14 protein-coding genes and 1 pseudogene are annotated in these 18,521 nt (G+C 75.1%); 7 read left to right on the top strand and 8 right to left on the bottom strand.

Translation table 11 applies throughout. From position 1 onward, the window contains the following. Window positions 1-410: 410 nt before the first annotated feature. The 3 genes and pseudogenes from H7H31_RS35135 to H7H31_RS06425 all read right to left on the bottom strand — a co-directional run. Window positions 411-1,061 (bottom strand): annotated as a pseudogene (locus tag H7H31_RS35135) (TIGR04222 domain-containing membrane protein); the annotation flags it as partial. Window positions 1,062-1,275: 214 nt separating this feature from the next. Next, window positions 1,276-2,328, bottom strand: a complete 1,053-nt coding sequence (locus tag H7H31_RS06430; protein ID WP_187117833.1) for a TIGR04222 domain-containing membrane protein — start codon at window positions 2,326-2,328, stop codon at window positions 1,276-1,278. Next, window positions 2,325-3,959, bottom strand: a complete 1,635-nt coding sequence (locus H7H31_RS06425; protein WP_187117832.1) for a multinuclear nonheme iron-dependent oxidase — start codon at window positions 3,957-3,959, stop codon at window positions 2,325-2,327. The genes H7H31_RS06430 and H7H31_RS06425 overlap by 4 nt, the downstream gene beginning before the upstream one ends. Window positions 3,960-4,415: 456 nt before the next feature. Between H7H31_RS06425 and H7H31_RS06420 the strand changes: the two genes are divergently transcribed. Next, the gene (locus tag H7H31_RS06420; RefSeq protein ID WP_232109717.1) at window positions 4,416-6,665 is read left to right on the top strand and encodes a transglycosylase domain-containing protein; all 2,250 of its coding nucleotides are present in this window, start codon (window positions 4,416-4,418) and stop codon (window positions 6,663-6,665) included. 123 nt (window positions 6,666-6,788) lie between these two features. Here the strand turns inward: H7H31_RS06420 and H7H31_RS06415 are convergent, their stop codons facing one another. Beyond that, the gene (locus H7H31_RS06415; RefSeq protein WP_372456015.1) at window positions 6,789-8,132 is read right to left on the bottom strand and encodes a polysaccharide deacetylase family protein; all 1,344 of its coding nucleotides are present in this window, start codon (window positions 8,130-8,132) and stop codon (window positions 6,789-6,791) included. 27 nt (window positions 8,133-8,159) lie between these two features. Then, window positions 8,160-8,978: a peptidyl-tRNA hydrolase gene (locus H7H31_RS06410; RefSeq protein WP_372456016.1), complete on the bottom strand. Its 819-nt coding sequence runs from the start codon at window positions 8,976-8,978 to the stop codon at window positions 8,160-8,162. A 154-nt stretch (window positions 8,979-9,132) separates the two neighbouring features. Between H7H31_RS06410 and H7H31_RS06405 the strand changes: the two genes are divergently transcribed. After that, window positions 9,133-10,098: an ABC transporter ATP-binding protein gene (locus H7H31_RS06405; RefSeq protein WP_187059949.1), complete on the top strand. Its 966-nt coding sequence runs from the start codon at window positions 9,133-9,135 to the stop codon at window positions 10,096-10,098. Continuing rightward, the gene (locus H7H31_RS06400) at window positions 10,095-10,763 is read left to right on the top strand and encodes an ABC transporter (RefSeq protein WP_187059948.1); all 669 of its coding nucleotides are present in this window, start codon (window positions 10,095-10,097) and stop codon (window positions 10,761-10,763) included. Before H7H31_RS06405 ends, H7H31_RS06400 begins: the two co-directional genes overlap by 4 nt. 92 nt (window positions 10,764-10,855) lie before the next feature. Here H7H31_RS06400 and H7H31_RS06395 read toward each other — a convergent pair whose 3' ends face one another. Both H7H31_RS06395 and zapE read right to left on the bottom strand, forming a co-directional pair. Then, window positions 10,856-12,256 carry an alkaline phosphatase PhoX gene (locus tag H7H31_RS06395; RefSeq protein WP_187059947.1) on the bottom strand — a complete coding sequence of 467 codons (1,401 nt, stop codon included), beginning with the start codon at window positions 12,254-12,256 and terminating at the stop codon, window positions 10,856-10,858. Between the two features lie 330 nt (window positions 12,257-12,586). Beyond that, the gene (zapE, locus tag H7H31_RS06390; protein ID WP_232110250.1) at window positions 12,587-13,660 is read right to left on the bottom strand and encodes a cell division protein ZapE; all 1,074 of its coding nucleotides are present in this window, start codon (window positions 13,658-13,660) and stop codon (window positions 12,587-12,589) included. A 124-nt stretch (window positions 13,661-13,784) separates the two neighbouring features. On the opposite strand from zapE, the gene H7H31_RS06385 reads away from it, so the two are divergent. From H7H31_RS06385 to msrB, 4 genes are all read left to right on the top strand, one after another. Further along, window positions 13,785-14,615, top strand: coding sequence for a pyrimidine reductase family protein (locus H7H31_RS06385; RefSeq protein WP_187060581.1), 831 nt, complete (start codon window positions 13,785-13,787; stop codon window positions 14,613-14,615). Between the two features lie 128 nt (window positions 14,616-14,743). Next, window positions 14,744-15,238, top strand: a complete 495-nt coding sequence (locus tag H7H31_RS06380) for an indole-3-glycerol phosphate synthase (protein WP_232109715.1) — start codon at window positions 14,744-14,746, stop codon at window positions 15,236-15,238. Between the two features lie 154 nt (window positions 15,239-15,392). Next, window positions 15,393-16,892, top strand: coding sequence for a UDP-N-acetylmuramate--L-alanine ligase (gene murC, locus H7H31_RS06375; RefSeq protein WP_187060580.1), 1,500 nt, complete (start codon window positions 15,393-15,395; stop codon window positions 16,890-16,892). A 76-nt stretch (window positions 16,893-16,968) separates the two neighbouring features. After that, the gene (gene msrB, locus H7H31_RS06370; protein WP_176164627.1) at window positions 16,969-17,376 is read left to right on the top strand and encodes a peptide-methionine (R)-S-oxide reductase MsrB; all 408 of its coding nucleotides are present in this window, start codon (window positions 16,969-16,971) and stop codon (window positions 17,374-17,376) included. 172 nt (window positions 17,377-17,548) lie between these two features. Here the strand turns inward: msrB and H7H31_RS06365 are convergent, their stop codons facing one another. Next, window positions 17,549-18,463: a GNAT family N-acetyltransferase gene (locus tag H7H31_RS06365; protein WP_187060579.1), complete on the bottom strand. Its 915-nt coding sequence runs from the start codon at window positions 18,461-18,463 to the stop codon at window positions 17,549-17,551. Between the last annotated feature and the right edge of the window lie 58 nt (window positions 18,464-18,521).

The following is an 18,521-nucleotide window of genomic DNA, read 5'->3' as shown; positions in this document are numbered from 1 at the left end:
GGTCAGGGCAGGGTGCGGCGCCGTCCGCCGCGCAGCGCGGCGCGGAGCGCGGGGTCGGACAGGCCGGCGGCGCCGTGGATGGCGAGGATGGTGAGCGCGGCCCGCTCGGCGCGCTCGGCCGGGCCGTTCGGGTCGTACGGTTCGCTCGGCACCGGGCCGCCGCCCGGCACGCCGCGCTCCGCCGGCCCCTCCGCCCCCGCGGTCGCCCGTGGCGCGTCATCGCCCGCGCCGGGGCCGGCGGGCGGCTGGTCGTCGGCACGGTCGCCTCGGTCGCCGCGTTCGTGCCCGTCGTCCCAGGCGTCCCGTTCGCCCCGGGCGTCCGGGACGCCTCGGTCGCCGGGGTGGGGCGCGGGGCCATCGGCCGGCCGGGCGGTGCCGCCCGGCAGCCGGTCCTCGCGCGGCGGCACCAGGATCTGGCCGAGCCGCTGTTGACCCGCGGGGGAGGCCCAGCGGGTGTACGGGTGAACCTCGACGCGCGCTATGGCCAGGCAGCCGGTGGTGGCCACCAGGGGCAGCGCGAACCACGCCGCGACCGTCCCCGTGCCGGTCTCCGGCGGCACCATCACCAGCGCCGCGACCGCGCTCACCAGGATCAGCGCGCAGGCGCCGCGCACGTGGGCGATCGCGGCGGCGACCCCGGCCCGGGCCGCGTCGGGCACCGCGAGGCCGGCCATGACCAGGCGGTCGGCGAGCGCCCGTACCGGTTCGGCGGCGGCCACCGCCGAGCGCACCGGCGGCACGGGCGCCTGCCCGGCCGAGCCGATGGCCCGGAGCAGCGAGCGCTCCATCTCGTCCCGGCCCACCGGGTCGACCACGGTGACCCAGCCGGTGTGGGCGAGCAGCAGCCGCCGCTCGCGGTGCATGGCGACGAGGGCGAGATCGCTCACCCGGTACGGGCCGCCGGACAGGAACGCCGCCTCGTACAGCGTGAGAGCACGGTCACGGCCCGTGGACGACGCGGCGTCGGGGCCTTGCGCGGCGGCGACGGCCGCCTGACAGAGTCGGGCACAGGTGACAAACGCCGCGACCCAGGCGATCACAAGAAACAGGACCCACAGCATGGCCGATTCTTACTCGGCCAATTCCGGCTCCGCCATGCTTTGTTCACGATACGGACCGACGACCTGCGCATCGGTGACCGTCCGTGGGTACGAGACGCACGGACCGGATCAGAACGGATGGCCCGAACCACGCACGGTGGTGGGTGGGGCGACGTCCGTAGCCGCCCCACGCCGTCCCCGCCCCACGCCGCCGCGCCGGCGCCCGGCCCCCGGGTCAGCCGCCACCGCCCCCGCAGCCTCCGCCGCCGCAACCGCCCCCGCAGCCACTGCCTCCGCCGCTACCGCTGCCTCCCCCTCCGCCACCGCCGTCACCGGAGCCCGCCCCGCACGAGGCGGTGCCGCAACCGTTGCCTCCGCCACATCCGTTGCCCCCGCCGCCCCCGTTACCCCCGCCGCCCCCGCTGCCGGACGAGCTGGCCCGCACCGACAGCTCGGGCGCCGTGCCGCACCAGGTGACCTCGGCGACCGCCGGCGCCGCCACCGCCGCGCCTCCGGCGACCAGCGGCGCGGCCGAGCCCTTCCGCGCGGCCTCCTGGAGCAGGGTGCGCAGCTTCCCGCTGATCTCGTGCGGCCCCTTGGCCGCGACGCGGTTCATGGTGGCCGGCACCTCGTCCCCGGTCTCGGAGCCGGTCGTCGAGGCGTACGTGAAGAAGGCCGCCTCGCCGGCCGGGGTGAGCCGGCCGCCGACGGCCGCCACGCAGACCAGGCTGCCGACGAAGCCCACGGCCAGCGAGGGCAGCAGCGCGCCGAGCGTCGAGCCGACGGAGTCGCCGAGCCCGCCGAGGCCGAGCAGCACGACGAGGAACGCGAGCCCCAGACAGGTCAGCGCCAGCGTGCGCGCCCGTCGTCGCCAGTGCCGGATGACGGCGGGCCGCACCATCAGGCCGCGCTCCGCGAGACGGTCGCCGATGCCCTGCACGGTGGCGCTGCGCATCACCTCGCCGCGCAGCCGGCCGAGACCGCCGTGCGGGGAGCGGGCGTGCGCCGCGAGGACCTCGCTCTCCACCGGGTGCCGCGCGACCGCCTGTTCGACGGTGACGACGCCCGGGTCCCCGACACGTATCCGCCCGTCGGCGTGCAGGGCGTACAGCGCCAGGTCCGTGACCCGACCGGGCCCGCCCGCCAGGAAGGCGGCCTCCCACACGTCGTCGGGCCGCTCCGTGCGCACCGTCGAGAGGGTGCGCCGGAAGGCCCGTACGCCCAGGACCAGGGCGAGCAGCGCGCCGCCGACCACGGCGGCCAGCGCGAGCGCGAGCGCGGTGATCATCGCTTCCTCCCCCATGCCAGTCGGGCGGCGCGCAGCAGCCGCGCCGCCGGGCGCGCCGACAGCGGGGCGGGCCCCGAGCGCTCCTGCCACCAGGCCGCCAGCCGTCGGTGCACCACGGGGTCGGCGAACTCCTCGGTCGCCAGCAGCCGTTCGACGAAGGCGAGCGCGTCCCGCCGGTAACCGCCGCGCAGCGGCCGGTGCCGGGCGTACGCCACGAACGCGGGCCGGTACGCGGTGCCGAGGATCTCCGGCAGTTCGGGGGCGATCCTGGCCACCACGTCGGCGCGCTTGGCGACCAGCGCCCGGCTCTGCACGCGCAGCCGGCCACGGTCGAACCCCTCCGGCGCCGGCGTGCCCGCGACCAGCGCGGACAGCAGGGCGGTCTGCGCGAGCGCGAGCCGCTGCCGCTCCGCGTCACCGGCGTCCGGCGTGGCGACCCCGGCCGTGGCGGCGTCCGGCGCGCTCGGCGCGGCGACGGGGCCCGCGGCGGGCAGGGCGTCGGACACGACGCCGGGCGCGGCGCGGTGGCCCGCGGGTCGGGCCGTCGGGGCGGCGGCGGTCGGGGCGGCGGCGGTCGGGGCGGCGGTTGGGGTGGCGCGTGCCGTGCCGGTGCCGGACGCCGGGCGCGGTGCCGCCGGGCGTACCGCAGACCGCGCCCCGTGCGCCGCCGCCACCGGTTCGCGGGCCGGTCGCGGGGTCGGCGCGGGCGAGCGGGGCGCGGGGACGGCCCTCAGGTGCGGCAGGGCGCGCGCCGGGGCGACCGCCCGGCGCGCCGAGGGGGCGGTCCGGTCGGGCGTCGGTGCGGTCGGGGTGGTGGCCACGACCGCGCGGATGGCGTCGAGTTCGGCCGCCAGCTCCGCCGTGGGCGGGAACGCCTCGTCGCGCTCCAGCAGCACCCCGGGTGGCGTCGCCCGGGAACACAGCTCCGCGAGCACGTCCAGCACCGGCTGGGTGACCGGGTGGGCGTGGCTGTCGTGCCACACCCCGTCGCGCTCGACGCCGCCCGCCACGTGCACGTACGCGATGGCCCAGGTCGGCAGGGCGTCCAGGGTGCGGGCCGGGTCCTCGCCGCGGTTGACGTGGTTGGTGTGCAGGTTGGCGACGTCGATGAGCAACCGGACGCCGGTGCGCTCGACCAGCTCGGTCAGGAACTGGCCCTCGGTCAGCTCCTCGCCCGGCCAGGAGATCAGCGCGGCGATGTTCTCCAGGGCCAGCGGCACCGGCAGCGCGTCCTGCGCGATGCGCACGTTCTCGCACAGCACCGCCAGCGCCTGACGGGTGCGCGGCACCGGCAGCAGGTGTCCGGCCTCGATCTCCGGCGACGCGGTCAGCGGCCCCCCGCCGCGTACGAACGCGATGTGCTCGGTGACCAGCGGCGCGGCCAGCGTCTCGGCGCGCTCGGCGAGGGCGGCCAGCCGTGCCGGGTCCGGTGGTGCGGCGCCGCCGAGCCCGAGCGAGACCCCGTGCGGCACCACGGTCGTGCCGCGCTCGCGCAGGGCGGTGAGGGCGTCGGGGACGTGGCCCGGGCAGATGTTCTCGGCCACCACCTCCACCCAGTCGATGTCGGGAAGGCGAGCGATGTCCTCGGCGATCTCCGGTCGCCACCCGATTCCGGTCCCCAGTCGTTTCATGGTTGCCCCCCTGGAAGAATGCGCGCGTCCATCCGCGTGGGGAGAGTCTTGGCCCCCCGTAGGGGGGACGAACCCCGTCCGCGTTCGGTTCAGAGCTTCATTTGAGGTTGCTCCGGGGGCGATCTCCCGGCGGGCCCAAGGGGGTTGGGCGCCGCGCGGCGGGGTGGTGCGCCGGCGGGCGCGGGCGCGCTCTCGGGGAGTGCGGGGAGGCGCGTAAAGGGGCTGTGGGCTTGGTTTTCGTGCGGCCCAGGGCGGGTTGGGTGATGATGGGCACGCGAGTTGGGATGCATGGATTGCGCTCGTGCGGGTCCGCTAATGTCGGCACTGCTACGAACTTGTGCGGTTCTCTTGCGAAAGCTGTTCACAAGGCGCCATAGAGTCGGACGGTTGTGGGGGCGCGGATCGGTGCGGGTGCGCGCCGGGTCCGCCGCGTCGCATTCGGGACGTAGGAGAGACGTGCGGATCGGAAAGCTGTTCGCGGCGGCCAAGGCGCGAAAGTCCAGGGGGCCGGACGGTTCGGACGGGCCCGCGGAGCCGGGCACGTCGCCCGCCGCGCCCCGCCCGGCGCCCGGGCACGACGACGCCCACACGATCACCCTCGGCATCGTCACCCCCGGCAGGGCCGCCGCGAGCGGCGGCCACCCCCCGCCCCGCCCCGGCACCGCCCCCGCGCCCCCCGCCGCTCCGGGCGCGACCGGCCAGGGCGGCGCGACCGGCAGGGGCCGCAGGCGCAAGGCCCGGCCGCGCCGTGGCCCGTCGCTACGCCGGCCCCGGATCGACTACCCGCGCGCGGGCAGGCGCGGCGTGCGCCGGTGGGTGCCCTCCTGGCGGCTGGTGCTCGGCACGTTCCTCTTCGTCCTCGGCACGCTCTCGGGCGTCGCCGGCTACGCGTACTCGCAGACCGAGATACCCTCCGACCTCAACGACTTCGCCACCCAGCAGGACAACGTCTACTACTGGGCCGACGGCACCGAAATGGGCCGGACGGGCCAGATCAACCGGCAGGCCACGGCGTTGAAACGGGTACCCGAAGACGTGCGGTGGGCGGTGCTCGCGGCCGAGAACGCCTCGTTCTACTCCGACAGCGGTGTTTCCCCGACCGGCATGTTCCGCGCCGTGACGCGCATGATCACCGGGGGCGACACCCAGGGTGGTTCGACCATCACGCAGCAGTACGTCAAGAACGCCTATCTGAACCAGCGGCAGGACCTTTCCCGCAAGGTCACCGAGATGTTCATCGCCATCAAGCTGGACAACAAGATGAGCAAGGACGAAATTCTGGAGGGATATCTCAACACCAGTTGGTTCGGGCGCGGCACCTATGGAATCCAGCGCGCCGCCTACGCGTACTACCGCAAGGACGTGTCCGAACTGACCGTGAGCGAGGGCGCTTTCCTCGCCACCCTCCTCAAGGGCGCGGGAATGTACGACCCGCACCTCAGCGACGCCAACCACCGGCGGGCCGTGGAGCGCTGGGAATGGGTGCTCGACCGCATGGTGGAGATCGGCAAGCTCTCCCGTTCCGAGCGCGAGCAGATCACCGAGTTCCCCGAGCCGCGCAAACCCCCCAAGCCGGTCGGCCTCGACGGGCAGACGGGATATCTGGTGGAGACCGCGCGGGCCTACGTCGCCGCCCACACCGACATCGAGCCCGCCGACTTCGACCTCGGCGGCTACCAGATTCGCACCACCTTCGAGAGGCCGAAGGTGGAATCGCTGGCCACGTCGGTGAAGGAGGTCCGCGACGACCTGCGGCCGAAGGAGCGCGAGGCGGATCGGGAACTGCACATCGGCGCCGCCTCGGTGGAGGCCGACGGGCGCATCGTCGCCCTCTACGGCGGCCCCGACTACGTCAAGCAGGGCTTCAACGACGCCAACGCCTCCAACGTGCCGGCCGGCACCGCCTTCGCCCCCTTCGTCTACGCGGCCGGACTCCAGGAGGGCGTGCTCAAGGAGCGTGGCGAGAGCCGGAAGACGATCACGCCCGCCACCGTGTACGACGGCGACGACAAGGCCGCCCTCCAGACGCCGGAGGGCCCGTACTGGGACCGCGGCGGCAAGATCGTGCGGGCCCGCAACGACGACGGCAAGTCCTGGGGCGACATCAGCCTGCACCAGGCGCTGGTGAACTCGGTGAACACGCCGATCATGCAGCTCGGCATGGACGTGGGCCTCGACCGGGTGCGTCGCACCGCGACCACGGCGGGCCTGTTGCCCAGCAGCTTCGGCGAACAGGTGCCCGCCCTCTCGCTCGGCACGGCCAAGCCCAGCGCGATCCGCATGGCCAGCGCGTACGCCACCTTCGCCGCGCACGGCATGCACACCGAGCCGTACTCGGTGACCCACCTGACCCGCAACGGCGACGCCGTGCCGCTCGACGTGCCCAGCGGGAAGCGGGCGCTGCGCGCCGAGGTGGCCGAGGCGGTGGACGGGGCGCTCAGGGACTCGCTGCGCACCGGCGCGGCGAGCGCGGCGGGCGATGTCGGGCCGGGCGCGGCGGGCAAGGCCGGCACGGCCCAGGACCGCACCTCGGCCTGGTTCGTCGGCTACCGGGACGTGCTCGCCACGGCCGTGTCGATCAGCAGGCTCGACCCCGAGACGCACGAACTGCTGCCGCTCGACGGCGTGGGCGGCGACGCGTCGGGGAAGACGGGCGCCGGCTACCCGCTGGCCATCTGGCGCGACTACCTGCGCTCCTCGCCCTGACCACGGCGCCGGCCGACCCGCCAGCGGCCACCGGCCGGGCGGGGCCGGCGGCGGGCCGGCCACGGCGGCGCGCGGGCGGCCCGGCCGGTCGCGCGGGAGCGGCCGGGCCGCCCGGGGCGGGCGCTACTTCAGGAACGTCTTCCAGTCCGGCGCCTGCGCCGGGTCCAGGCCACGGAGCTTGGCGAGCACCTTCGGGTCCTGGGCGTCGAGCCAGTCGGCGAGCTGTTTGAAGGACACGCAGCGCACTTCCTTGCGCGTGCACGCCTCGCGCATCACGTTCTCGATGGCCTGCATGTATATGCCGCCATTCCAGTTCTCGAAGTGGTTGCCGACGAACAGCGGGGCGCGGCTGCCGTTGTAGACGCGCTCGAAGCCGTTCATGTACCCGCCGGTGGTGAGGTCCAGCCACTCGTCGTACTTCGCCGGATCGCCCTCGGTGCTGTCCCCGGACTGGTTGTAGAGGAAGTTGAAGTCCATGGAAAGGACCTGCTTCTCGCTCTTGGGGTACGGCAGGAGCTGGAGCGGGAAGTTCCACACCCCGTCGATCTTCGTGGGCCAGATCTGGAAGTCGCCCGGGGAACTCGCGTCATAGCGCCAGCCGAACGACTTGGCCGCCGGTATCAGCGTCTTCTGCCCCTCCAGGCACGGGGCCCGGCCGCCCACCAGTTCCTTCGTGTAGTCGAAGGGCAGCGGGTCGATGTCCGTGAAACCGGTGTTGGTCTTCCAGTTCTGCACGAACGAGTACTGCTGCTTGATCTCGCTCTTCCACTCGTCGACGCTCCAGTCGTCGCCCCCCTTGGCGCCGCAGAAGTGCCCGTTGAAGTGGCTGCCTATCTCGTGCCCGTCCTGCCACGCGCCGCGCAACTGCTCCAGGGTGTCCCGAATGTGCGGATCGGTCGCGAAGGATATCGCCGCGCTGCCCGGCTTGTGCTGCGGCGGGCGGTACAACTCGCGCTTGGACTTCGGGACCAGGTACATCCCGGTCAGGAAGAACGTCATCTTCGCGTTGCTGTCCCGCGCCACCTGGCGGAAGTGCGAGAACAGCCGGTCATCGCCCTGGAGCGCGCCGTCCCAGGAGAACACGATGAACTGCGGCGGCCGTTGCCCCGGCTTCAGCTTCGTCGCCTTGGGCTGGTGCGGCTGCGGCCCGGTGTAGGACGTGGAACCGTCCCCGAGCACCTTGACCTTGCCGTCCCAGGGCTCCTCCGTAGGCTTCGGCTTGCCGTCCTTGTCCTTGTCGAGCGGGCCCGGGAGCGTGGGCCGGGCGCCGGTGGCGGTGGCGGATTCCTTCTTCCCGTCGTCGGAATCGCCACGGGAAAGCCCTATCGCGACCGCGGTCACGGCACACGCCGAGACGATCGCGACCGCCGTGTAAAGGGTCTTCTTCGATGACTTCGACGATTCACGCGACGAACGCGCTCGACGTGACTTCTTCCGGGACGTGCTCAACTTCGCCCCCCTGGGCACCAGTACAGATGTTCTCGTGCCTAAGTATCACAGTTCCCTGGGGCGTTTCCGAAGGGCCGGGTGGTCTGCGACGATCGTGCACGAACCGGGAGCGATCTCCGTGAATCCCGCGTCCCGCACCACCGGCAGCCCGCTGTCGACCAGGTCCCGCCAGCGCTCCGGCGGAGCGACGCGCACCGCCAGCGCGAACCCCGACCCACGCCAGGCCGCGCGCTGCTCGTCGGTCAGCTCCCACCAGGCGAGCTGCGCCCCGTGCCCGGCCTGGGCCATCGCCTTGCCGGCCGACATCTCCAGCTCCGGGCTGAGCCACAGCACGGGCAGGCCCGGCTCCGGCGGGCCCGGCGCGGTGGGCTCGGCCAACTCGGTACCCGACACCTGGAGCTTGGCCAACTCCCTGGGCCAGCCGTCCAGCGGCACCGGCGGGAAGACCCGCACCTCGGCGCTGGCGCCGGTGACCGTGATCCCGGGCAGCTCAGCGGCCCGCCGCCACTCGGCGCCGCGCGCCCGCCGCACCACCTTGCGGATGCGGGCGTCCTCCCAGTCCCGTACGGCCTTCGCCCACGGCCCGTCCGCCGCCGTCGCCCGCTCGTCGGCGAGCAGGGTGAGCACGGCGCGCGCGGCGGCCTCCAGGGCGTCGGTACGGGCCGGGGGAGCGGCCTTCTCCACCCGTACCACCAGCGGCAGCACGTACTGCGGCGCGGCGTCACGGTCGGTGGCCGCGCGCGGCTGCCCGGCCGCGTCCGGGCGCGCGGTGGCGTCGCCCGGCCCCGTGGTGGGCTGGGTGGGGGAGTCGTCGGGGGTGGCGGGGGAGGCGTCGTGGTGGGCGTCGGAAGCGGAGTTGATCACGCGCTCCAGTCTGCCAGCCCGCCCCCGAGCCCCCCGCCCGCTCGCGCACTCGCCGCGCGCCCGGCCGGCGCGGGGCCCGGGGCCGCCCGGGGCCCGCCCCAGCCGGCGCTCCCGACCCGGTCCGTGGCCGGGGGCCTCGGCTAGGGTCGGCGCCATGAGAGCGCTACGACCGCCGCCGGGCGAGCTCCGAACGACGCTGGCGCTGGAGGGCGTTGGCCGGCGGTACGGGCCGCGCGGCCCGTGGGTGCTGCGCGACGTCGAACTCGCCGTGCCGGCCGGGGCGCTGCTGCGGATCGTGGGGACCAACGGCACCGGCAAGTCCACCCTGTTGCGGATCGTCGCGGGCATCGACCGGCCCACCGTCGGCCGCGTGCGGGGCCGGCCCCGTACCGCGTATGTGCCCGAGCGCTTCCCCGTCGAACTGCCCTTCACGGCCGTCGGCTACCTCACCCACCTGGGCCGGGTGCACGGCCTGCGTGGGCGGCCCGCCGCCCACGCGGCGGCGCGGTGGCTGGAGCGCTTCGGCGCGGCCGGGCACGCCCACACGCCGCTCGCCGAACTCTCCAAGGGCACCAGCCAGAAGGTCGCCGTCGCCCAGGCGCTGCTGGCCGACCCGGAACTGCTGGTCCTCGACGAGGCGTGGACGGGGCTCGACCAGCGGGCGCGGGCCGAACTCGACCGCGCGGTCGCGGAGCGGGTCGCCGACGGCGGCGCGGTGGTCTTCGTCGACCACGACCCACGGCGGCTCGCCGGCGCGGCCGACGCCGTCTACCACGTCCACGGCGCCGGCCTCGCCCCGCGGGACCCGGACGGGCCGCTCGCGGCGGACGGGCCGGCCGGCCCGAGAGCGGCGGGCCGGCGGGTACGGATCGAGGCCGTGGGCCCGCCGGGCGCCGCGCCCCCGGACGGACTGCCCGGCGCGCCCGAGGTGGCCGGCGCCCCCGACGGCGGCACGGCGCTGACGGTGCCCGCCGCGTACTCCGACGCGCTGCTCCGCGCCCTGCTCACGGCCCACCCGCCCTGGCACATCCGGGCCGTGACCGAGCCGCCCGCGCCCGAGGGGCCGGTGGCGCCGGCGGGCCGCGCGCCGCACCCGCCGAAGCCCGAGGAGCGCCCGTGACCGCCCTGTTGCGCTACCAGGCGGAGCTGCTGGTCCGCTCCCACCGGCTGCTGCCCCCGCTGCTGCTGTACGGGATCTTCCTGGCGATCGGCGTCCAGTCGGGGCAGCCCGTCCTCGACTCGCTCGGCTACACCGCCGCCGGCCTGCTGCCGGTGGCCGCCTGGCTGGTGCGGGTGTGCGTCGCCGGCGACCCGCCGGCCGCCCGGCAGGTCGCGGCAGCCGCGACCAGCCCGGCCCGGGTCCACCTGGCGTGCGTGCTGACCGCGCTGCTGTGCTCGACCGCGCTCGGCGCGCTGGCCACCGTGGTCGTCGCGCGGATCAGCGGCGCGCACAGCGCCGACCACCGGGTGGCGGTCCCGGTGGGCGAGGCGACCGTGGGCGGGCTGCTGGCCGCCGTCGCCTGCGCCCTGCTCGGCACGGCGGTCGGCGCGCTGTGCAACTGGCCGCTGCTGCGCCGCCCCGGATACGCCCTGCTGGCCACGGCGCTGGCCGCGCTCGTGGCCCTGGTCCAGGCCCCGTCGCCGGCCCACGCCGCCGTGCGCGACCTGGTCAGCGGCTCGCACAGCGGGGCGGTGCCGATGCCGGTGCCGGCGTGCGCCGCCGCCGCGCTGCTGTGCGCCGCGGCCACCGCCGTGGCCTGCGCGCTCAGTGCGCGAAGGGCCTGAGCGCGCGTACGCGGCCAGGGCACGCGGCCCGGACACGTGGCCGAGTGCGCCGCCGGTACGCGGTGCGCGCGCCGGCGGCGCCCGTCCGGCGGCTACCGCCAGGGGCCCGTCACGGCGAACGTCGTGCCCGGCCTGTAGCAGTTGACGTACATCGTGCGGTGGTCGGGCGAGAAGGTGACCCCCGCGAACTCGCCCCACGACGGCTCGTCGGGCGTGCCCAGGTTCTGCCGGCCGCGCGCCATCGGGTAGACCTCGCCGCGTCGCGAGAGGCCGTAGACGTGCTGGGCACCGTCGCCGTCCTCGCACACCATGAGGCCGCCGCTGGGCGCGAGGGTGATGTTGTCAGGCGACTCGCCGGGGAGGGCCACGTCGGTGTCGGGGCCGAAGACGATCACCAGGGTCAGCCGTTCGCGCCGCGGGTCGTACCGCCACACCTGGCCGAAGTGGTCCCCGGCCGAGCCCTCCTCGCTGCGGGCGTAGCTGGAGACGAAGTAGACGCTGGAGCCGCCCCAGTAGCAGCCTTCGAGCTTCTGCGCGTGGGTGATGCCGCCCTTGCCGAAGTCCTGGAAGCGGATGGGCGTCCGGGTGGCCAGCGGGTCGGGCACCGGCACCCACTCGACGCGGTCGAAGGCGGTGCCGGGCTCCCGGATCGCCGAGAGGTCGGGCACCTCCGGCACCCGCATGGCCTCCAGCACGCCGCCCGCGCGCAGCGAACCGCGCCCGCCGCGCGGCTTGTTCGGCAGAAAGCGGTAGAAGAGGCCGAAGGGGCGCTCGAAGGCGTCCTCGGTCTCGTAGACGACGCCCCGCCGCGGGTCCACGGCGACGGCCTCGTGCTGGAAGCGCCCCATCGCGGTGAGCGGCACGGCGCCGGTGCGCAGCGGGTTGTACGGGTCGACCTCGAAGACGAAGCCGTGGTCCTTCGTGTAGCCGTTGGTGCCGGCCCGGTCCTCGGTCTCCTCGCAGGTCAGCCAGGTGTGCCAGGGCGTGGGGCCGCCCGCGCAGTTGACGGCCGTGCCGGCGATCGCCACCCGCTCGCCGAGCACCCGGTTCCGCTGGTCGAGCGCGAGCGTCGTGCAGCCGCCCATGCCCGCCGGGTCGTACGTCAGGTCCGGCACGGCGGGTACCCGGATGGCGGCGTCGGGGCGGTTCTCGTGGTTGCGGACCAGCCGGGTGTGGGCCCGCCCGTAGGCCGCGGGGCCCGGATGGCCGGGGGAGCCGGGAAAGGCGGCCATGCCGTCGTGGTTGCTGGGCACCTCGCCCTCGCCCGAGCGCAGCGGGTCGCCCTCGCGGGAGAGCACCTGGTAACGGAAGCCCGCCGGCAGGTCGAGCAGTCCGTCCGGGTCGGGCACCAGCGGGCCGTAACCGCCCGGCCGATCGGCCCCGGGCGCGGCGGCGGCCGTGCCGGCGAAGAGTTCGGAAAGCGCACCGGTGAAGGCGAGGCCGGCCCCGAGCGCCCCGCTGCGGGCCAGGACCTGACGTCGTGTCGTGGACATAAGGTGACTCCCTGGTGGCGGACAGGTGACGTGATCCGCCCGTGTGTACCACGCAACGGCCCGGACGGGAACCGGCCGCGCGCACCCGCCACGCCACCCCCGGCCCCGTACGACCGCCCCGCTCGCCACGCCCCCGCCACGCGGCACTCCCGCGCCCCCGAGCCGCTCGCCCAGGCCAACGCCGCCACCGCGCCCACCCGTTGGGACCCGTCCCGCCCGCCCCACCCGCACTCGGCACCCCGTGACCCGTCCACCCGCTCGCGGCGGCGAAGCCGTGCGGGACGCGCGCGAGGCGGCAGGGCCGACGCCGCGCCCCAGGGCCTCGCGCCGCTACGCCTCCAGGAGGCCCTTCGCGTCCCGCGCCAGGGCCGTCAGCCGGGATATCGCGCGGAAGTACTTCTTCCGGTAGCCGCCTTCGAGCATCTCCTCGCTGAAGAGCTGGTCGAACGGCACGCCGGAGGCCAGCACCGGGACCTCCCGGTCGTAGAGCCGGTCGGCCAGGACGACCAGGCGCAGCGCGGTCGCCTGGTCGGGGACGGGCGTGACGCCCGTCAGGCACACCGCGTGCAGCCCGTCGGTCATCGCGCCGTACCGGCTCGGGTGGACCGTGGCCAGGTGGCCGAGGAGCGCGCCGAAGTCGTCCAGGGAGGCGCCGCGCGTGCGCTGGGCGACCTCGGTGACGGTGGCGTCGGAGTACGGCGGCGGGGCCGAGGGCAGGCCCCGGTGCCGGTAGTCCTCGCCGTCGATGCGCAGCGGGCGGAAGTGCGCCGAGAGCCCCTGGATCTCGCGCAGGAAGTCGGCCGCGGCGAACCGGCCCTCGCCCAGCTTGCCCGGCAGCGTGTTGGAGGTGGCCGCCAGCGCCACGCCCGCCTCGACCAGCCGGGTCAGCAGGCTGGAGACCAGCACCGTGTCGCCCGGGTCGTCCAGCTCGAACTCGTCGATGCACAGCAGCCGGTGCCCGCTCAGCGTCCGCACCGTCTCCTGGAAGCCCAGCGCGCCGACCAGGTTCGTCAGCTCCACGAAGGTGCCGAACGCCTTGCGCTCGGCTGGCGCGGGCGTCGCGTGCCACAGCGAGGCCAGCAGGTGGGTCTTGCCGACGCCGTACCCGCCGTCCAGGTAGACCCCGCGCGGGGCACCGGCCGCGGCGGGCCTGGCCTTGCGGAACCAGCGCCGGCGCCCGTCCGAGGAGCCGCCGGCCCCCTCGCCCAGGCCGGCGGCGAACGCGCGCAGCACGCGCACGGCCTCGGCCTGGCTCGGCTGGTTCGGGTCGGGCAGGTAGTTGTCGAAGCTCACGAGGCCGAAGCGGGGCGGCGGCACCATCTCGGCGACGAGCTGGTCGGCGGGGACGCGTGGGGCGCGGGAGGTCAGCGCGAGTGGGCCCTCGTGCGTCGCCGCGGTCCCTATTCGGGAGGCGGGCGCAGAGCTGGCGGCGGAGTCGGCAGAGGAGGACGAGAAGGACACAGCGTTCCAGCCTAGTCGCTGCACACCGGTCCACCGCCCGCCGAGGGACCCATGTCACACTGCGGCCATGCGACGCCTCTTCCCCCCGACACCCGACCCGACGGACATCGAAGCGCGCTCCTGGTCGCTGGACGAGCTGGCCGACGCGTACGCCTATCCGGGTGAGGCCGACGCCGCCGGGCCGCCGACCGGGGCGGGCGTGGCCGACACGCCGGCCACCGCGAGCCCGCGGCCCACGGCCTGGCTGCGGGCCAACATGGTCGCCTCGCTGGACGGCGCCGCCTACCACGACGGCCGTTCGCAGCCGCTGTCCTCCGACGCCGACATGCGGATCTTCGGGGTGCTGCGCGGGCTGGCCGACGCGATCGTGGTCGGCGCGCAGACCGTGCGGCAGGAGGGGTACCGGCCGGCCAAGGCCCGCGAGGCGTTCGCGGCGCGCCGGGCCGCGGCGGGCCAGTCGCCGGCGCCCGCCATCGCCGTCGTCAGCGCCAGCCTTGACCTGGACTTCTCGCTGCCGCTGTTCACCGCGCCGCGGACGCCGACCCTCGTGCTGACCGGGGCCGGGGCGCCCGCCGAGCGGGTGGCGGCGGCCGAGGCGGCGGGGGCCGTGGTGGTGCGCGCGGGCCAGGGCGCCCGGGTCGACCCGGGGCTGGTCAAGGGGGCGCTGGCCGAGCGCGGGCTGACCCGGCTGCTCACCGAGGGCGGGCCGACGCTGCTGGGGCAGTTCGTGGCCGCCGGCGCCCTGGACGAGCTGTGCCTGTCGGTGGCGCCGCTGCTGGCGTCGGGCGAGGCGGCGCGCGTGGTCAACGGGCCGGCGCTCACCGTGCCGGAACGATTCTCCATCGCTTCCGTCATGGAGGAGGACGGTTTCCTCTTCACCCGCTACCGTCGGTTCTGACAATCGGCGGAATTTACCGTTCCGGTTAACTTCCGCTGGGCAGACTTGTGTCACGCGGCCCCGTCCGGGCACGCGCAGGATGGTTTCTGTTGGGCCGCTCGGGCCCAGGGAGAAGAAGGGCGTCCGTCGTGTTCACGAGCGTATTGATGATCGAGCAGCCCCTGACACCAGCGGATGTGGACTTCGTTGCCTCGCTACACGGCGACGATGCCGTCTCCTTCATCGTCCTCATGCAGCCGCGCGGCGACCAGGACCGACTGCTGCGCGCGATCGACGACGTGGCCCTCGGCGAGCTGGACCGGGCCGTCCAGGAGGCCGAGATGCCCGAGGGCCACGCGGACGGGGAGCCCGCCGAGCGCGCCCTGGCCCACTCCCTGGACGCGCTGCGCGCCACCGGCAGCGAGGCCGTGGGCCAGCTCGTCCAACGCCACCCGCTGGACCTGCTGCGCTCCGTGGTCGAGGAGACCGGCGCCGACGAGGTCATCGTGCTGACCGCGCCGCACTTCGTCGAGGAGTTCTTCCACCGCGACTGGGCCTCCCGGGCCCGGCACAAGGTCGGCGTCCCCGTCCTCAAGCTCTTCTCGCACGCGGCGGACGAGCCCCCCGAGAGCCAGCAGGGCTGACCCGCCGCCCGGGCCGGCGCGGGGGCGCGCGGCCGGGGGCGGCGGTGTCGGTCCGGGGTGCGAGAATCTTGGCCGGGGTCGGCGGCAGTGGCGACCCCGTACCGGATCGGCGGCCACCCGGCCGCCCACACCTCTACCACCAGGGAGAACCGCGATGGCACCGGCCGGCCTCGGCTCCGAGAACGCAGCGCGGCGCGAAGCGGCGGCCCCCGCGGCCACGGCCACGGCGTCGACCGGGACGGCCACGGCGGCCGTGGCGGCGCCCGCGACGGGCGACGCGCTGGCGCGCCCGCACTTCATCGGGATCGGCGGTGCCGGCATGTCCGGCATCGCCAGGATCCTCGCCATGCGCGGCGCCCAGGTCGCGGGCAGCGACGCGCGCGAGTCGGCCACCGCGCGGTCGCTGCGCGCGCTCGGCGCCACGGTGCACGTCGGGCACGCGGCCGAGCACCTGGCCCCGGACACCACCAGCGTCGTGGTCTCCAGCGCCATCCGCCAGGACAACCCGGAGCTGCGGGCGGCGGCCGAGCGGGGCATCCCGGTGGTGCACCGCTCGGACGCGCTGGCCGCCCTGATGACCGACCGGCGCGCCATCGCCGTCGCGGGCACCCACGGCAAGACCACCACCACCTCGATGCTGGCCGTCTCCCTCGGCACCCTGGGCGTCGACCCGTCGTACGCGATCGGCGGCGACCTGGACGCCCCCGGTTCCAACGCGCGGCACGGCAGCGGTGAGATCTTCGTGGCCGAGGCGGACGAGAGCGACCGCAGCTTCCACAAGTACGAGCCCGAGGTCGCCGTCATCCTCAACGTGGAGCTCGACCACCACGCCAACTACGCCTCGATGGACGAGATCTACGAGTCCTTCGAGACCTTCGTGGCCCGGGTGCGCCCCGGCGGCACGCTCGTCATCGCCGCCGACCAGTCCGGCGCCCGCGAGCTGACCCGCCGCGTCCGTGGCCGGCGGGACCTGACCATCGTCACCTACGGCGAGTCGCAGGAGGCCGACCTGCGCATCCTCGACGTCACCCCGCACGGCCTCACCAGCGAGGTCACCGTGGCCCTGGCCGACGGCGAGCGGCTCACGTTCACGATCTCGGTGCCCGGGCGGCACTACGCGCACAACGCGGTCGCGGCCCTCGCCGCCGGCACCGCGATGGGCCTGCCGACCCGCGAGCTGGCCACGGCGCTCGCCTCGTACACCGGCGTCAACCGTCGCCTCCAGCTCCGCGGCACCGCGGGCGGCGTGCAGGTCATCGACTCCTACGCGCACCACCCCACGGAGATCGCCGCCGACCTGGAGGCCATCCGGGGCGGCGCCGGCGACGGGCGGGTGCTCGTGGTCTTCCAGCCGCACCTCTTCAGCCGCACGCAGGAGCTCGGCGTCGAGATGGGCGAGGCGCTGGCGCTGGCCGACGCGGCGTTCGTGCTCGACATCTACCCGGCCCGGGAGGACCCGGTCCCGGGCGTCACCAGCGCCCTGGTCATCGACGCGGCCACCGCCCGGGGCGCGGACGTGCGGGCCGTCGCCGACCGGGAGGCGGTCCCGGAGCTGGTCGCGGGAATGGCGGGCCCCGGTGATCTGGTTCTCACCATGGGCGCGGGCGACGTCACGGACCTCGGTCCGCGGATCGTGGCCCGGCTGAAAGGCTGACCTGTGGCCGGCCCGCGCCGCGCGACGGCCGCGGGCCGGCGACGACGCGTAAGACCGCATCCCCGAAAGGCGCGAGATGGCGTACGAGGTCGAGAAGTCCGACGAGCAGTGGCGTGCTGAGCTGTCGCCGGCGGAATACCAGGTGCTCCGCCGGGCCGGCACCGAGCCCGCCTTCCGTGGCGAGTACACCGACACCACGGCCGAGGGGGTCTACTCCTGCCGGGCGTGTGACGCCGAGTTGTTCCGGTCCACGGAGAAGTTCGAGAGCCACTGTGGCTGGCCGAGCTTCTTCGACCCGAAGGACTCGTCCGCGGTCGAGTTGGTCGAGGACCGCTCGCACGGCATGGTCCGCACCGAGGTGCGCTGCGCCCGCTGCGGCTCCCACCTGGGCCACGTCTTCGAGGGCGAGGGCTACCCGACCCCCACCGACCAGCGGTACTGCATCAACTCCATATCGCTGCGGCTCCAGCCCGCCGAGGACTGAGCCCACCGACCACCCCGGGCCGACGCCCTCACCGGCCCAGGCCCGCGCCCCAGGCGTACGCCGCCGGGCGTGCCGCGCCTGGTGACCGTGCTCGCCCCCGTGCCTGGCGGGCACGGGGGCGGGCGCTGGGCATACGCCGCGCGCGGGGCACGCCGTCAGCGTGGGCTCAGCCTCACGGCTGCGGCCACTGGAAGTAGGCGCGCTCCTGGGAGATCGGGTAACCGGCCTTGGCGAAGTTGGCCGCCATCGGCCGGTTGCCGTGGTCGGTCTCGGCGAAGATCTTTTCCACGCCCTCCGCCGCGAGCAGCCGGGTGCAGTCGGCGAGCAGGTCGTACGCGTAGCCGTGGCCGCGCTGTTCGGGCACGACCCCGATGAAGCCGATGACCGGAGCGGTCTGGTTACGTGCCGGGACGTGCAGCCCCACGAGTTCGCCCTCGGCCGTCCACGCCGTGCGCCACCACTCGCGCGGGGACGGGCACCAGTGGAAGAAGTCGAGCTCTTCCTTCGCGGCGGCGTCGTGGCCGTCGGTGGCGATGACGCGGCGGGCGTGCGCGTCCAACGTGCCGTGCTGGACCCGGCGCAGCACGGCGAGGATCTCCTCGTCGTCGGGCGTCGGCCTGAACGTCAGCCGGCCCGGCTGCTCGGGCACCCCGCACTCGGGCGTCCAGGTGTAGCGGTGGCGGCCGACGAGCTGGTCCATGCCGGCGTCGGTCACGGCGTCGACACGGGCCCGGGCCGCCTCCCGCACCGCCGGGTCGCGCTCCCAGTCGGGCGGCAGCAGCAACGCGTAGTCGGAGCGGAACGGCGCCGCGCGCAGCAACTGCACGGCGGCGTCGGCGTCGGTGAAGTCGAACCAGTCCAGGGCGATCGGCTTCGCGTCGTCCGGGCCGGCCCACCAGGCGGCGCGGGCCACCACGGTGTCCTCGCGCAGGGCGACCCAGGTCCAGTCGGGCCGGTACTCGCCGCCTTGGGCGAAGGTGGCGTACCGCCGCTCGAACGCGCCGTGGCCGACGAGGCCGGGGTCGGGCAGGGTGTGAAAGAGGTGTGCGTCGCTCTCGGAGAGCGGACGGATGACCAGATCGGTCACGGGAGTCCTTCCAGGAATGCGGTGCGCTCCCGGTCAGACGGCGTCAGACGAAGGCAGC

Source organism: Streptomyces buecherae, assembly GCF_014295035.1.
GTDB lineage: Bacteria > Actinomycetota > Actinomycetes > Streptomycetales > Streptomycetaceae > Streptomyces > Streptomyces youssoufiensis.
Note: the sequence above shows the minus strand (reverse complement) of the source record. Positions and strands in the feature narration are given on the sequence as shown.

Excerpts from the sequence above, each read along its gene's own strand:
- H7H31_RS06430 (WP_187117833.1), bottom strand. The coding sequence starts at position 2,328 with ATGATCACCGCGCTCGCGCTCGCGCTGGCCGCCGTGGTCGGCGGCGCG.
- H7H31_RS06425 (WP_187117832.1), bottom strand. The coding sequence starts at position 3,959 with ATGAAACGACTGGGGACCGGAATCGGGTGGCGACCGGAGATCGCCGAG.
- H7H31_RS06405 (WP_187059949.1), top strand. The coding sequence starts at position 9,133 with ATGAGAGCGCTACGACCGCCGCCGGGCGAGCTCCGAACGACGCTGGCG.
- H7H31_RS06395 (WP_187059947.1), bottom strand. The coding sequence starts at position 12,256 with ATGTCCACGACACGACGTCAGGTCCTGGCCCGCAGCGGGGCGCTCGGG.
- H7H31_RS06385 (WP_187060581.1), top strand. The coding sequence starts at position 13,785 with ATGCGACGCCTCTTCCCCCCGACACCCGACCCGACGGACATCGAAGCG.
- murC (WP_187060580.1), top strand. The coding sequence starts at position 15,393 with ATGGCACCGGCCGGCCTCGGCTCCGAGAACGCAGCGCGGCGCGAAGCG.
- msrB (WP_176164627.1), top strand. The coding sequence starts at position 16,969 with ATGGCGTACGAGGTCGAGAAGTCCGACGAGCAGTGGCGTGCTGAGCTG.